Here is a 12,543-nt window from a genome sequence, read left to right on the forward strand (position 1 = left end):
CGGCGTACGCATCGAGCGCGTCATGACCGACAACGGCTCTGGCTACAAAAACGCCTTCCGCGCGGCCTGCGAGGAATTGGGCATCCGCCACATCCGCACGCGGCCCTATACGCCCAAGACCAACGGCAAGGCCGAGCGATTCGTACAGACCAGCCTGCGGGAGTGGGCCTATGCCAGACCCTACGAAAGCTCAGCCCAACGCACGGCTGCCCTGCAGCCCTTCATTGACGGCTACAACTGGTGCCGGCCACACTCCGCGCTCGGCCATCAGCCTCCCATCACACGCATTCCGGGTGTGAACAACCTCGTGAGACTCAACAGCTAGCTCTCTGACCCGGCTGTGTTACGCAGCAAGCAGCGAAGGCTGGTATGGGTAGGCGGAGCGGCTGCATGACTTGGGAGCCTGCACTTTAGAGTCGAGTGGACCACCAAGCTTCACAAAGTAGGGAAAGACCAGTTCGGCCATGAAGGCAACAGGGTAGGTAGTGCAGTCCGCCGTTCCTCGCGCACGTTGTTCGACAACTGCCGTGACTTGCGAGGCGCCCAACTTGTTTTTGCTCTGAAGATTCACAAGCTCTTCGTAGCGAAGGTTGGCAAAGTCGAGAGTGCGCAATGGTGACGAGGTGCGGCAGACCAGCGCGTAGTGCGACCGCTTGATGCGGCCTGTCTCGCTACCTTGGCGACTGGTTACCTTCACGCCTTCGGGAATAGGCCAATCTCTGCCATCGAGATCGATCGCCTCAGACCACACAGTCAGCCCTGAGGGTGTGACGTCGATGGCCTTGGGTTTGCTGCGCATGGGAGAGAACAGCACGATGGGGCGCTCTTCCAAGCGGATGAGGTCGCGGATGGCGGGGCCAACGCTGTTGCCGATGCCCCAAAGGAACATGCCACCAGTGGCTAGTCGCTCCTGTTCCTTACGGGCAAGGATGCTGTCAATTTTTTCACCAGCTTCGGTGCCGAAGCGGGTCCAACAGAAGTGCTTTGGCAGCATGAGCTTTCCAGTTAGTTCAACGTCACGAATATGCATTTATTCGTTTATTATACGAAGTATGAATGAATCCATCAAGGATCAGTGGACGGAGATGCGGGCCACACTGGGCAGGATTGGGCAAACCCAGCCGGAAATTGGTAGAGCGGCAGGTGTAAGTCAACCGGCAGTCTCTCGACTTATGGCGAAGTGTCCGAAACGGCATGGCGGCGCATTCAAAAAGCTATGCAAATATGCAGAAAGTCAGCGGGCTTATGCGCAGGCCACGTTGCCGCTGCCCGTGGAAGATGCTGCACTGGTCTCTGCAATTCGCGAGGTGTGGAACGGGACCCCCGAGCACGCTCAAGCCTTAGCTGCCATGATTCGCGCTGCAGGAGCTGCTGCACGTATCGCAATGAATTGAGAGGGGAAAATGGCAAATAACACTGACAGGCTTGTTCATCGCCTCCTCGACATAGGCTTGTCGCAGGAGATGATCGACTTGTCCCTACCAGATTGGTGGGTTGCCGAGGATAACGAGTCGCCCTCCGCACGCGCAATGGCTTCGATGCTTCTGGCTAGGCGCCTGAACCTAGACCCGACGACGCTTCTCGACGATGAGGTGCCTTTGGGATTCCTTCACACTGGAGTAAGTAAGTTCAAGCACATGCGTCTAGCTGATGGCGTGCGCCGAGATGCACTCGTAGGGTTTGCTACTGGCGTGGGCCGCATCCTTTTGTCGATGGCAGAGAACGAGCCGGGTCACGTCGTGCCCGCCAACCCGTTGGAGTTGCGGAAGGCCCTGATATCCGGGCGCCCTTTCGTCTCCTTCGGAGATGTCATCGCCGCCTGCTGGTCACTTGGTGTGCCCGTATTGCACCTGCGGGTGTTTCCTGCTCAGACCAAGGGCGTGACAGCTATTGCCGTGAAGCTCGGAGCTCGGCATGCGATTTTGGTCGCCCGGGAGTCAGGGTTTGATGCTCAGTACATGTTCCACGTCGCCCATGAACTTGGTCATATCGCACTGGGACATTTAGGAGAAGGGGGCGCGATTGTCGATGCTGACCCGAATGATCCTGCGAACAAACGAGATGAGCTGATAGACGACGAGGAAGAGCAAAGTGCTGATGCGTATGCTCAGGCACTTTTGACGGGTGCCCCCTCGTTCGAAGTGTTCGGATCGGAGGAAATGAGGGGTCGCCAGAGACTAGGCACCGGGCGAGAGCTTGCAACCCGGGCGCAACAGCTCTCGGGTGAGCTTGCAGTAGACCCAGGCCATCTCGTAATGGTGTTCGGGCACTCAACTGGAGACTGGGAACTGGCATTTGCTGCCGCGAACCAGTTGCCTCGACAGCCTCACAAACCAGGCTCATTGGTGAACCGTGTAATGTGGAGTCAGTTGGGCGAGCTTCAGGCAGATGAACATTCAATTGCCTTTTTGCAGGCGGTGGCACCGATATGACTGTTTCTGTGCTGCTTGACAACGATGTTGTCATTAAATTGGCGAGGATGGACGCCTACCTTGATGCCCTTTTGAGCATGGGGCTGACACCTCGACAGGTCGGCTCCCTTAAGCCGATGCTGCGGTACATGGGGCTATATGACAATAGTCGTCTCGTCCGATTTACGGACAACGCAGCGGAGGCGGCTCGGCTCCTTGCCGCATTGAAAACCGTCGTCGTGATGGAGATGACGCCGCCAGAAGCCGCGCTCGCGACCAGGGTCGCAAAGGTAGTACTTTCAGCTGGCTTGGACTTCAATGAAGGTGAGCTGATGATGTGCGTGGTCGCGGTCATCAGAGGCAACCTAGACTTCTGTACTGCAGACAAGCGAGCACTGAACAGCTTGCCGGGTGTTGAAGCTTGCTGGGCGGATGTAGGGAACATGCGCGGCAGATGCATTTGCTTCGAGCAGGTGTTCTACGCTCTATGCCAAAAATTCGGTTTGGCGCGCGTCACCCAGGCTGTGCGAACTTGTCCCACTACGGAGAAATCCATGACGCGACTTCACAACGTCTCGGTTGCACGCGGGCAGGACGATTTCCTACGCGCACTTGATCTGTACGTCCAAGACCGAATCAGCCGGCCCGCACGAGGCTGGCTGAAATCGTAAGCTCAGCGCAGCACAACGGCGTACGGTTCGGCAAGTTCGGCCGATAAGCAGAGCGCGATTTCAGTCTTGCGCTCGGCCAGACCAGATCCTGGCGAGTACACCAAGCAGGCTTTGTCCACATGTCCTCGGATGTATTGGTCGCCACTAATTCCTTCCTTATTCCCAATTCCAACGACCGTGTCGGAGAGAGATAAGACTTCCTCAATCGGGTCTAGGGTGGACACGACCAGCGCGTAACGCGAGCCGAGGACGTTGACGCCCTTGGGAACAGGGTAGTAGTTCTTCCCGTCAGGGCTGAACTCTTTGGCCAATCCTTCAGCGTAGTGGCGAGATGTGATTTCCTGCATCAGCAGCCGCACCTTCGTGCCTTTTGCAGTCTGTTCCTTCACAAAAGGCTGCACCGCGTTGTATGGATGACAGCTGCTGCCGCCATAGCCCCAGAACGATACGCCTGCATCCTCGATCTCTTTACGTTTTCGCGCGATGATGTCTTCAAGAGACTCGTTGGCATGAACGCCCACCTTCATGTAAAGGAAAGAGTCTCCTTGCTTCAAAATGCTCATGATTTGCCTCCTAGGTGTTCGAGGTTGTAGGTGCCATCAAAGGCCTTGCCATAGTCGACACGATTGGTCTCACGTACGTAATGCACGCGAAGATTTTGCGAGCGACCGTAGAAATCCTCCAGCCGTGGTGTATGAAGGCCGTAACTCCGGAGTACTACCTTGCGGTCCGGCAGAGATCGGAAAAAGAGATTGCAAGAGCGTAGGTCGGGCGCGTCGTCAAGGTGGTATTCATGCAGTTTCGTCTGCATCTCCTGAACATAAAAGCCCTTACCCAGTGCGAAGGCCTGTGTTTCAGCTAGCACCTTCTGGGACCATGGGACGGTTGGGTCATCCGCAATCACCACCACGCCAACGGCATCGGCGCTCGATGCCTCAATGCAGCGCTCAACGAAAACCTTCACACTTTCCCCGGCGTTGTGCGCACCCCATGGTGGATTTGTGTAGAAGGCATTGAACTGACCAAGAAGTTCCGCAGGAAGCTCGTCGATGCAGTTGTAGAGGCGCGACTGGATCCGGTCAGAAATGCCCTCTCGGTCTGCGAAGCGTTCGACGGCGCGCACCATGCGCTCATCAAAGTCGAGAACTAGGATGCTTTCCGGTCCGGCCTCAAGTACCCCGCGCTTCACGAGGTAGGCCAAGCACAAGCTGATGCTGTCCCCGTCTCCCATGAAAAGTAACCTGCGTCCGGCAAACCTCTGCGCGATAAGGCTTGTTTGCAGGACCATGTCGCCAGCTTTCATATAAATCTGGTCGAACTCTCGCAGCGGCTGCGGCCGGTTCTGAATGACGTCAGACACCGCGTTGATGGCTCGTCGCAAATCGAGTTGACCATTAGCTTTGGACATCTCTCCGCCCCTCTGTTGTTTAAGTATCTAGCTGTGTAACACGGGCCCTCTACAAAGCGTTGTAGGGAAAACGTGCGGGCGGGAGCACTATCTCACGATAACACGGTACCAGGGGAACCCGTTGCGCTGCTGGTCTGCAGGTTATGGACCCGTAGGTACAGGCGAATCAGCGGCTTTGTGCTCATGGTCTTCGTGCGCCGATGAACTTTGAAGTTACATGTCGTCCCCCCTCAGCAGTGACTGCTTGATGCGGAAAGTACGAGTTGCGTCACCGAAGGGCAGCACCCGCTGCAAACCTATCTTTCCGAACGCGAAAGGTGCCAAGGCTTGTTCGGCCCAGGCCGAGCAACAAGGTGAGCGATGCATTGTGCGGCGTCGCCGTAATTCCGAATCACCCGCGCACCAACACCAGCCCTGGCGGCAACGCCTCCCCGAACACCCGCCGCTGGTCCGCTTCATCCAGCACCGTCACCTCCCGCACCATCGCCACCCAGCCCGGTGCGGCATTTGCAGCCTCCAGTTGCTCGGCGATCCGCAGGCGAACCTCCTCCGGCAGGTCCCGTGCCCGGTCCCCCGTGGCCTGCGCGATCTGGGCCACGGCAAAAGCCGCGGCCTCCTGCCGCGCCCAGTCCGGCGCGATGTCGCCCTCGATCTGCGCGATCCAGCCCTGCACGGTGTCAGGCGGCAGCACATGGTGCACGCTGGCATACATCGGCTGGCGCGCGCCCAGGCGGCCCAGGGCCCACCAGAGTTCGGCCGTGGGGCGTTGTTTCAGCCGCTGCAGCAGCCAGCCGCCGAACTGCGTCTTGTCGGCCGGCTGGATGCGCTCGAACGAGGCCGCCATGCGCAGCAGTTCGTCGGGCGCCTGCATGCGCGGGCCTTCGGGGGCGGGGATGTCGGTTCCGCCCGCGGGCTGCAGGTAGTAGGCGATGACGTCGTAGACCATCTGCTGTTGTTCGGCGTCCAGGCCGCCGGCGATGCGGCGCCAGAGGGTCCACCATTCGGACCATTGCTGGCTGTCGTCGCTGTGGGCGATGCCGGGGCCGAACAGTTCCCACATCTGCTGCATGCGCCAGCCGTCGAGCGGGTCGCCGAAACCGGGGCGCAGGGTGAAGCCGACGAGGTTGAACCAGGTGCGTTCGTGCTGGGCGGAGCGGCGGCGGCGCTTGGCGCCTTGCAGCAGGGCGCCGAACAGGGTGCGCAGTAGCGGCGTGGGCCAGGTGGCGCGGTCGCCGAGCAGGCGCTCCAGGGTGGCACGCAGCTGGCGGACCTCTTTCGCATCTACGCCCTGTTGCTTCTTGCCGCCATAGACGCGGTCGATGGCGGCGAGGGCTTCGGGCAGGCGGGGGTGGGTCGTGGCCGTGGCCTTGGATGGGGATGCGGCGGAAGCGGTCCTGGCGCCAGTATTCGCATCGGCACCTGCATCGCCATCGTCATGCGCATCCTGCGTGGCCGTATCGCCGCGCAGCTGGAATTCGAGTTGCCAGCGCTGGGGATGCGGGGCGTTCACGGCGACGCAGTGCATTTCCAGCGTGCCGACGTCGGTGATGCGGGCTTCGAGCTGCACCTCTACCTGTGCGGCGCCGGCTGCCTGCGTTTTTGGCAGCACGGTGGCGATGGGAGGCAGGCGCTGAAGGCCGTCGTCATCATCCTGCAGGGCGACCAAATCTCCCGCACGGTGGTGGCGATCGACGGCGCGGGTGACGAGGTTGAAGCGCACGGGCCGGCCGAGGCGCAGGCGGAAGCGCCGGTCCGCGAGCCGCACGGTGTCGCCTTCGGGGGTGCCGTGCGGCAGCACGCAGACGCCCTGGCCGCCGTCGAGCGCGAGGTAGTAGGCGCGGGCCGCGCTGCTGCGGATGCGGGGTGCGCTGCCGGCGCGGGCCATGGCGTAGGCGACGGCGCCGCGTGCGACGGCGGCGTCGAGGCGGGGTTCATCGACCTCCAGCAGCCGGATGGGTGGAGCGCCGGCCGGCTGCCAGGCGCGCAGGGTGGCGAGCAGGCGCTCGCGCAGGGCCTGGGCGTGGAACACGCCGCCGTTGAGCAGCACGGTGTCGGGCAGGGCGCCGCCCTGGCGCTGAAGGAAGGCGGCGATGTGGCGGGTGATGGCGGCGTCGTGGGCGTAGGGCAGGCCGAATTCGACGAGGGCGCCGCGTGCACGCACAGGCTGCGCATCGGCGGTCACCTGCGGGAAACAGCCTTCGACCAGCAGCCGGTCCACGTCGGCGCGCGTGAGGGTGGCCGAGCGCGCGCCGCCGATCAGCCGGCTGCCGCTGCCCTGGAGCGTGACGGTCGTCTCCTGTGGGCCGTCGGGGGCGAGCAGGCGCTCCTTGGCGCTGCGGCAGCGCTGGGTGAGTTGCGCGAGCTGGATGGCCGAGAGCGGGGCATGCGCGGGCTGGCCCGGCTGGCCCGGCTGGCCCGTGGGCCCGCCCGACAGCCGTGGCTCGATCCAGCGGGCGAGCGCGAGGTCCATGTTGTCGCCGCCGAGCACGAGGTGGTCGCCCACGCCGGTGCGCGCGAGCTGCGGCTGGCCGGCGGCGTCGAGCGTGACGTCGATCAGGGTGAGGTCGGTGGTGCCGCCGCCCACATCGACCACGAGCAGGCGGCGCGTGTGGGCCAGCTCGCGTGCGAGGCCGGCGCGGTGGGCGAAGACCCAGTCGTAGAACGCGGCCTGCGGCTCTTCGATGAGGTGGACGGCTCCCAGGCCGGCGAGCGCGGCGGCCTGCAGTGTGAGCTGGCGCGCGCCTTCGTCGAACGAGGCGGGCACGGTGAGCACGGTGGGCTGCTGCGCGAGGGGGGCCTCGGGGTGGGCCTGGTCCCAGGCGTGGCGCAGGTGGCGCAGATAGCTGGCGCTGGCCTCCAGCGGGGAGACCTTGGGCACGCCGTCCGGCGCGCCCCAGGGCAGGATGGCGGCGGTGCGGTCCACGGCGGGGTGCGACAGCCAGCTCTTGGCGCTGGCCACGAGCCGGCCGGGCGTCTGCTGGCCGAGTTCGCGCGCGAAGGCGCCGAGGATGGCGGGCTCCTGCGATGGCCAGGGCAGGGGCAGGTCGGCCGCCGCGAGCGCGCCTTCGGCGGGGTGAAAGCGCAGCGAGGGCAGCAGGGGCCGTGGCGCGACCTCGCCGGCCGCGATGCTCTGCGGGACGGGGAAGACCTGGATGTCGTCCGCGCCCAGGGGCGCGAACGCGAGCACGGTGTGGGTCGTGCCCAGGTCGATGCCGATGCGGAAGGCGGCCGCCATCACGCGTCGCGGACGTCGAACTCCACCTTCCACTGCGCGCCGCCCGAGGCCCCGACACTTGCTTGTGCCAGCAGTTCCAGCGTGCCGATGTCGGTCACGCGCGCGCGCAGTTGCACGGGCACGACCTCGCCCGCGGCGCGGCCTTCGGCGGGCAGCGTGGCTTCGATCTGCGCGAGTTCCTGCAGTTCTTCGGGCGACCAAAAATCCAGCAGGGTGCCGGGCTGGTCGTCGCGCCGCACGGACGATCCGAAGAAGCGGAAGCGCACGGATTCACCGACCACGAGGCCCAGTTGCTGCGGAGGCAGCGGTGCCTCGGAGCCTTCTTCCATGCCGAAGGGCGCGACGCACAGGGCCTGCACGGGCGGCTCCAGGCCGGGCACGGCGGGCATGCTGGATTCGATGCCGACGTAGTAGGCCTGGGCCGTGCCACCGCGGATGCGGATGCCGCGGCCCTGGCGCACCTGGCCGTAGTAGGCGGCGCCGCGCGCCACGGCATGGTCCATGTCGGCGCCCTGCAGCAGGCGGGCGGGGGGCGCGCCGTCGGCGGCGAGCCAGGCGTTGAGCGTGGAGAGCACGCGTTCGGCCAGCAGTTCGGACTTGAACACGCCGCCGTTGAACAGCACGGCCGTGGGGTGCAGGAAGGTCGCGCCCTCGGGCTGGGCGAAGCCCGGCAGCTGCGCGGTGGCCCCCACTTGGCGGCCCAGCAGCGCGGCCAGGTGGCGGGTGACGGCGGCATCCTGCGCGTAGGGCAGGCCGATCTGCGTGAGGCCGGCGCGCGGGCGGGTGATGGGCCGGGCGCTGCTCTCGACGGCCGGGAAGAAGCCTTCGAGCAGGATGGTGGAGAGCAGTTCGCGCTGCAGTTCGGTGCGGATGGAGCCGCCGATGAGCTTGGAGCCGCGGCTGGGCACGACCAGGGGCACGCTCTGCAGGCCGGGGTCGCTCAGCAACTGCTCCTTGGCCAGGCGGCAGGCGTAGGTGAGCGCGCGCATCTGCCAGGGGTCGAGCTGTTTGCCTTCGGCGGCCAGGCCGCGCGCGACGCCGTGGGCGAGGGCCAGGTCCATGTTGTCGCCGCCGAGCAGGATGTGCTCGCCCACGGCCACGCGGTTGAGCTGCAGGTTGCCGGCGTCTTCGGTGACGGCGATGAGCGAGAAGTCGCTGGTGCCGCCCCCCACATCGACGACGAGGATCACGTCGCCCACCTGCACCTGCTTGCGCCAGTCGCCCGCGCTGCCCGCGATCCAGCTGTAGAGCGCGGCCTGGGGCTCTTCCAGCAGGGTGATGCCGTGGTAGCCGGCGGCCTGGGCGGCCTCGGCCGTGAGTTCGCGCGCGGCCGGGTCGAACGATGCGGGGATGGTGACGGTGACGGACTGCTGGTCGAACGGCGCCTCCGGGTGGCGGTGGTTCCAGGCGTCGCGCAGGTGCTGCAGGTAGTGGGTGCTGGCGGCCAGCGGCGAGATGCGCTCGACCTCGGGCGGCGCGTCGGCCGGCAGGATGCCGGCGCGGCGGTCCACGCCGGCATGGCCGAGCCAGCTCTTGGCGCTGGAGACGAGGCGGATCGGCGTGAGCGCGCCGTGGCTGCGCGCCCATTCGCCGGTGATGCGGCCGGGCGCGGCGTTCCAGGGCAGGGCCAGGTCGCCGGGCGCGAATTCGCTGTCGTGCGGCACGTAGAGGAAGGAGGGCAGCAGGGAATAGTCCTGCACGGCGCCGGGGCCGCTCTGCTGGGCGACGGGCAGGATCTCGGGCGCCGCGCCCTCGGTGTGCAGATCGACCCAGGAGAGCGCGCTGTGCGTGGTGCCGAGGTCGATGCCGATGGCGTATTTCGGTTGGCTCACAGTTCGACCTCCGCGGGGGCGATCACGCGGGTGTCGTGCCCTTCGGTGAGGGCGGGCAGGCGCACGGCGGTGGCGCGCCAGCCCTTGTGCTGCAGCGTGCCGGTGAACGGCGGCTGGCCGACCACGTTGCCGGTGACGCGCACGGCGGCGGCGTCGAAGCTGGCCGGCAGGGTCAGGCGGCTGCCTTCGGCTTCGGAGCGCACGGGTTCGAGATCGAACGTGTCCTGCAGCACCTTGCGCGCGCCGCCGTGCAGCAGGCGCGCGGCGCCGCCCACGTCGGCATCGGAATAGGCGCCGATGTCTTCCTGCAGGAAATCGACGAAGCGCGATTCGCGCTGCAGCAGGGCGAGCAGTTGCAGGGCAGCATCGACGTCGGCGGTGGCGCGCACGGGCGCGGGGGGCGGCACCGGGGCCGGCGGCGGCGCCTGCACGGGGGCCGGTGCGGGAGCGGGCGGCGGCACTTCGCTGGCCAGCGGCGCGCCGCTGCGCAGCGCCTGTACGCGCGCGGCCAGGCGGCCGTCGCCCAGCAGGGCGAAGAAGCTGCCGATGGCCAGGGAGAGGCGGGAGAGGAAGGGGAGTTCTTGGGGTTCGGTCATGGGTCTGTGGTGGCGCCAGGGGGCGCGACGGGCAGCGGGTGGGCCGGCCTGGCGCCGGGCCGTATGACCGCTATTGTCATCAATGCGGGAAAGCAGTTGTAAAACCCGAGGATTGCGCGCGCCGCTGCCGCGGGTGGGCGCCGGGGATGGGCGCCGGGCGGTGCGGACTCGCAACATCTTTTACCGAAGCGGTGCAACTTCATAAATACAAATAATTCGCATTACTTGTTTTGTTTGTATCATCGCTTTCCGCGCGTCGGGACCACCGCCGCCCATTCCAGGAAAGCGATGCTTATGTCCTTCATGCCGTTGCCCGAACCTTCCCTGGCCGATGTGTTCGTCGCTCACCGTGCGCAGTTGTGGCGGGTGGCGCGGCAGATCGTCCATACCGAGGATCTGGCGGACGACGTGGTGCAGGACGCCTACCTGAAGCTCGCGGAAGGGCCCGGGCGCGTGGCGGAGCGGCCCATCGGCTATTGCTGCCAGGTGGTGCGCAACCTCGCGCTGGACTACTGCCGCAGGCACCGGGTGGAGGCGAGCTACCGCACCTTCGACGTGGACGTGGAGGCCATCGACGTGCCGTGCCATCGCTCCCCCGACCGCCACATGTGCGAGCAGCAGGTGATCCACGCGATCGACGAGGTGCTCGCGCAACTGCCGCCGCGCACGCGCATGGTGTTCGAGCTCTACCGCATCGAGGGCCTGACGCAGCGCCAGATCGCCGAACGCCTCGGCTGCGCGCTGGGGCTGGTGAACGGCCTGATCGCGGAGGCGGCGAAGGCGGTGGCGCGCTGCCGGGTCCACATGATGGCCGGGCAATGACCCCGGTCCTGCCCCGCGCGGCCGGCTGACGGGGCGGCCGGCCCGGGGCAGGGCGCCCCGGGTGGCGGCTTACTGTCGGGATGCGCTAGGCTCGGCGCATGACAGCACCCCACGATGAGGATCCCGCCTGGGACGCGGCCTGGACCTGGGTCCGGCGCGAATTCGACCGCGAGACGTTCGACGAGGCCGCGCGCGCCGAACTGGCCGCGTGGCTGCAGGCGGACCCTTTGCACCGCCAGCGCTACGAGGAGGCCGCGCAGCTGTGGCGGCTGGCCGGCATGGTGCCGCGCCGCACGGACGACGGGGACGGGCATTCCTGAAACGCGCGGCGGCGGCCCGGGCACCGGCCGCGATGAACAGATGGCCCCGCCAACCGTCTTGTGAAGGCAGGCCCGCCCGGATGCGCTCCCTTTTTTTTCGGGAGCGGCGCGGCGGGGCTGGATGTTCAACCGCACAAGGGATGCACCGATGTCAACGAGCTGCTTCGACCGCGAGGACGAAACCTTCATCGTCCTGATCAACCACGAGGAACAGTATTCGATCTGGCCGCACTGGAAGGCCGTGCCGGAAGGCTGGAAGGCCGTGGAGGGCGTGCGCGGCGACAAGAAGACCGTGGTGGCCTATGTGGACGGCGCCTGGACCGACATGCGGCCGAAGTCGCTGCGCGACTGGATGGCGCAGCAGGACGCCGGGGCCGCGGCAGAAGGTTCCACCGCCGCGGCGGCCTGACGGCGATGGCCATGGCGAGCGATGCGGACCTGGTGCTGCTGTGCCTGCCCTGCGCGGGCGCGAGCGCGACGATGTACCTGCGCTGGCAGCGGCGCCTGCCCCCCGGGATGCGGGTGGTGCCGGTGGAGCTGCCCGGCCGCGGTGCGCGCATGGGCGAGCCGTTCGCGCGGTCGTACGCCGATCTCGTCGGCCCGCTGGCGGAGGGGTGCCTGCGCGCCGCCGGGGGGGCCGCGTTCGCGCTTTTCGGGCACAGCATGGGGGCGCTGCTCGCCTATGGCGTCGCCTGCCGCATGGCGGCCCTGGGCGGTGCCGTGCCCGCGGCACTGGCCGTGTCGGCCTGCGCCGCGCCCGCGCTGCGCAGCGGCGAGCGCTATGCGGAGCCGCTGGACGACGCGCGCCTCATCGCGGACCTGCGCGAGCAGGGCGGCACGCCGGAGGCGGTGTTCGCCGAGCCTGAGCTGCTGCGCATCACCCTCGACGTGCTGCGGGCGGACTACCGCCTGTGCCATGGTTTCCGCCGGCCGGACGACGTGGAGGGTGCGGAGGGCACGGCGCCGCTGTCCTGCCCCGTCCACATCTTCGGCGGGCGCGCCGACCGCATCGCCGCGGCCGAACTGCAGGCCTGGGCGCGCGAGACGCGCGGCCCTTCGACCCTGGACTGGTTTGGCGGCGGGCACTTTTTCCTGCGCGAGGAGGAGGACCGCTTCCTGCGGACCCTGGCCGCGCGCATGACGGCACCGGGGGCGGCGCGCGGCGCGCGGTCCCTGGCGGCCACCGCCTGACCGCGGCCACCCATTTTTCCTGCTTCCTTTTCTGGTTTCCCGCGCTGCCTGGCGCCG

14 protein-coding genes are annotated in these 12,543 nt (G+C 66.5%); 8 read left to right on the forward strand and 6 right to left on the reverse strand.

The features are described 5' to 3' along the window. Nucleotides 1-325, forward strand: a 325-nt coding sequence (locus tag BLR99_RS18315; RefSeq protein WP_139160178.1) for an integrase core domain-containing protein, incomplete at its 5' end; no start/stop codon positions are given. 18 nt (nucleotides 326-343) lie between these two features. On the opposite strand, the gene BLR99_RS18320 is transcribed toward BLR99_RS18315, so the two are convergent. Then, nucleotides 344-1,030, reverse strand: coding sequence for a hypothetical protein (locus BLR99_RS18320; RefSeq protein ID WP_011796785.1), 687 nt, complete (start codon nucleotides 1,028-1,030; stop codon nucleotides 344-346). Nucleotides 1,031-1,052: 22 nt separating this feature from the next. Between BLR99_RS18320 and BLR99_RS22770 the strand changes: the two genes are divergently transcribed. From BLR99_RS22770 to BLR99_RS18335, 3 genes are read left to right on the forward strand one after another with little or no spacing between them, the layout of a single operon-like run. Next, nucleotides 1,053-1,394 carry a hypothetical protein gene (locus tag BLR99_RS22770; protein ID WP_133246120.1) on the forward strand — a complete coding sequence of 114 codons (342 nt, stop codon included), beginning with the start codon at nucleotides 1,053-1,055 and terminating at the stop codon, nucleotides 1,392-1,394. A gap of 9 nt (nucleotides 1,395-1,403) precedes the next feature. Continuing rightward, a complete protein-coding gene (locus BLR99_RS18330; protein WP_011796784.1) occupies nucleotides 1,404-2,432 on the forward strand; it encodes an ImmA/IrrE family metallo-endopeptidase in 1,029 nt (342 codons plus the stop codon). 8 nt (nucleotides 2,433-2,440) lie between these two features. Continuing rightward, nucleotides 2,441-3,082 (forward strand): hypothetical protein, encoded by a 642-nt coding sequence (locus BLR99_RS18335; RefSeq protein WP_133246119.1) that lies wholly within the window; start codon nucleotides 2,441-2,443, stop codon nucleotides 3,080-3,082. A gap of 2 nt (nucleotides 3,083-3,084) precedes the next feature. Here the strand turns inward: BLR99_RS18335 and BLR99_RS18340 are convergent, their stop codons facing one another. The 5 genes from BLR99_RS18340 to BLR99_RS18360 all read right to left on the reverse strand — a co-directional run bounded on the left by BLR99_RS18340 (nucleotide 3,085) and on the right by BLR99_RS18360 (nucleotide 10,153). Beyond that, on the reverse strand, nucleotides 3,085-3,645 hold the full coding sequence (locus tag BLR99_RS18340) for a hypothetical protein (protein WP_011796783.1): 561 nt from the start codon (nucleotides 3,643-3,645) through the stop codon (nucleotides 3,085-3,087). Beyond that, the gene (locus tag BLR99_RS18345) at nucleotides 3,642-4,490 is read right to left on the reverse strand and encodes a bis-aminopropyl spermidine synthase family protein (protein WP_011796782.1); all 849 of its coding nucleotides are present in this window, start codon (nucleotides 4,488-4,490) and stop codon (nucleotides 3,642-3,644) included. The genes BLR99_RS18340 and BLR99_RS18345 overlap by 4 nt, the downstream gene beginning before the upstream one ends. Before the next feature lie 391 nt (nucleotides 4,491-4,881). Next, on the reverse strand, nucleotides 4,882-7,725 hold the full coding sequence (locus BLR99_RS18350) for an Hsp70 family protein (protein ID WP_048857681.1): 2,844 nt from the start codon (nucleotides 7,723-7,725) through the stop codon (nucleotides 4,882-4,884). After that, nucleotides 7,725-9,557 (reverse strand): Hsp70 family protein, encoded by a 1,833-nt coding sequence (locus tag BLR99_RS18355; RefSeq protein ID WP_011796780.1) that lies wholly within the window; start codon nucleotides 9,555-9,557, stop codon nucleotides 7,725-7,727. The genes BLR99_RS18350 and BLR99_RS18355 overlap by 1 nt, the downstream gene beginning before the upstream one ends. Then, entirely contained in the window at nucleotides 9,554-10,153 is a 600-nt protein-coding gene (locus tag BLR99_RS18360) for a DUF2760 domain-containing protein (RefSeq protein WP_074687411.1), read from the reverse strand. Before BLR99_RS18360 ends, BLR99_RS18355 begins: the two co-directional genes overlap by 4 nt. 288 nt (nucleotides 10,154-10,441) lie before the next feature. Here BLR99_RS18360 and BLR99_RS18365 point away from each other — a divergent pair, with 288 nt between their 5' ends. The 4 genes from BLR99_RS18365 to BLR99_RS18380 all read left to right on the forward strand — a co-directional run bounded on the left by BLR99_RS18365 (nucleotide 10,442) and on the right by BLR99_RS18380 (nucleotide 12,486). Then, nucleotides 10,442-10,975: a sigma-70 family RNA polymerase sigma factor gene (locus tag BLR99_RS18365; protein WP_011796778.1), complete on the forward strand. Its 534-nt coding sequence runs from the start codon at nucleotides 10,442-10,444 to the stop codon at nucleotides 10,973-10,975. A gap of 98 nt (nucleotides 10,976-11,073) precedes the next feature. Then, the gene (locus BLR99_RS18370) at nucleotides 11,074-11,295 is read left to right on the forward strand and encodes a hypothetical protein (RefSeq protein ID WP_017440495.1); all 222 of its coding nucleotides are present in this window, start codon (nucleotides 11,074-11,076) and stop codon (nucleotides 11,293-11,295) included. A gap of 148 nt (nucleotides 11,296-11,443) precedes the next feature. Continuing rightward, nucleotides 11,444-11,704, forward strand: coding sequence for an MbtH family protein (locus BLR99_RS18375; protein WP_017440496.1), 261 nt, complete (start codon nucleotides 11,444-11,446; stop codon nucleotides 11,702-11,704). Nucleotides 11,705-11,709: 5 nt separating this feature from the next. Continuing rightward, on the forward strand, nucleotides 11,710-12,486 hold the full coding sequence (locus BLR99_RS18380; RefSeq protein WP_011796776.1) for a thioesterase II family protein: 777 nt from the start codon (nucleotides 11,710-11,712) through the stop codon (nucleotides 12,484-12,486). The last annotated feature ends 57 nt before the right edge of the window (nucleotides 12,487-12,543 follow it).

The sequence above is a fragment of the Paracidovorax citrulli genome, assembly GCF_900100305.1.
Lineage (GTDB): Bacteria > Pseudomonadota > Gammaproteobacteria > Burkholderiales > Burkholderiaceae_C > Paracidovorax > Paracidovorax citrulli.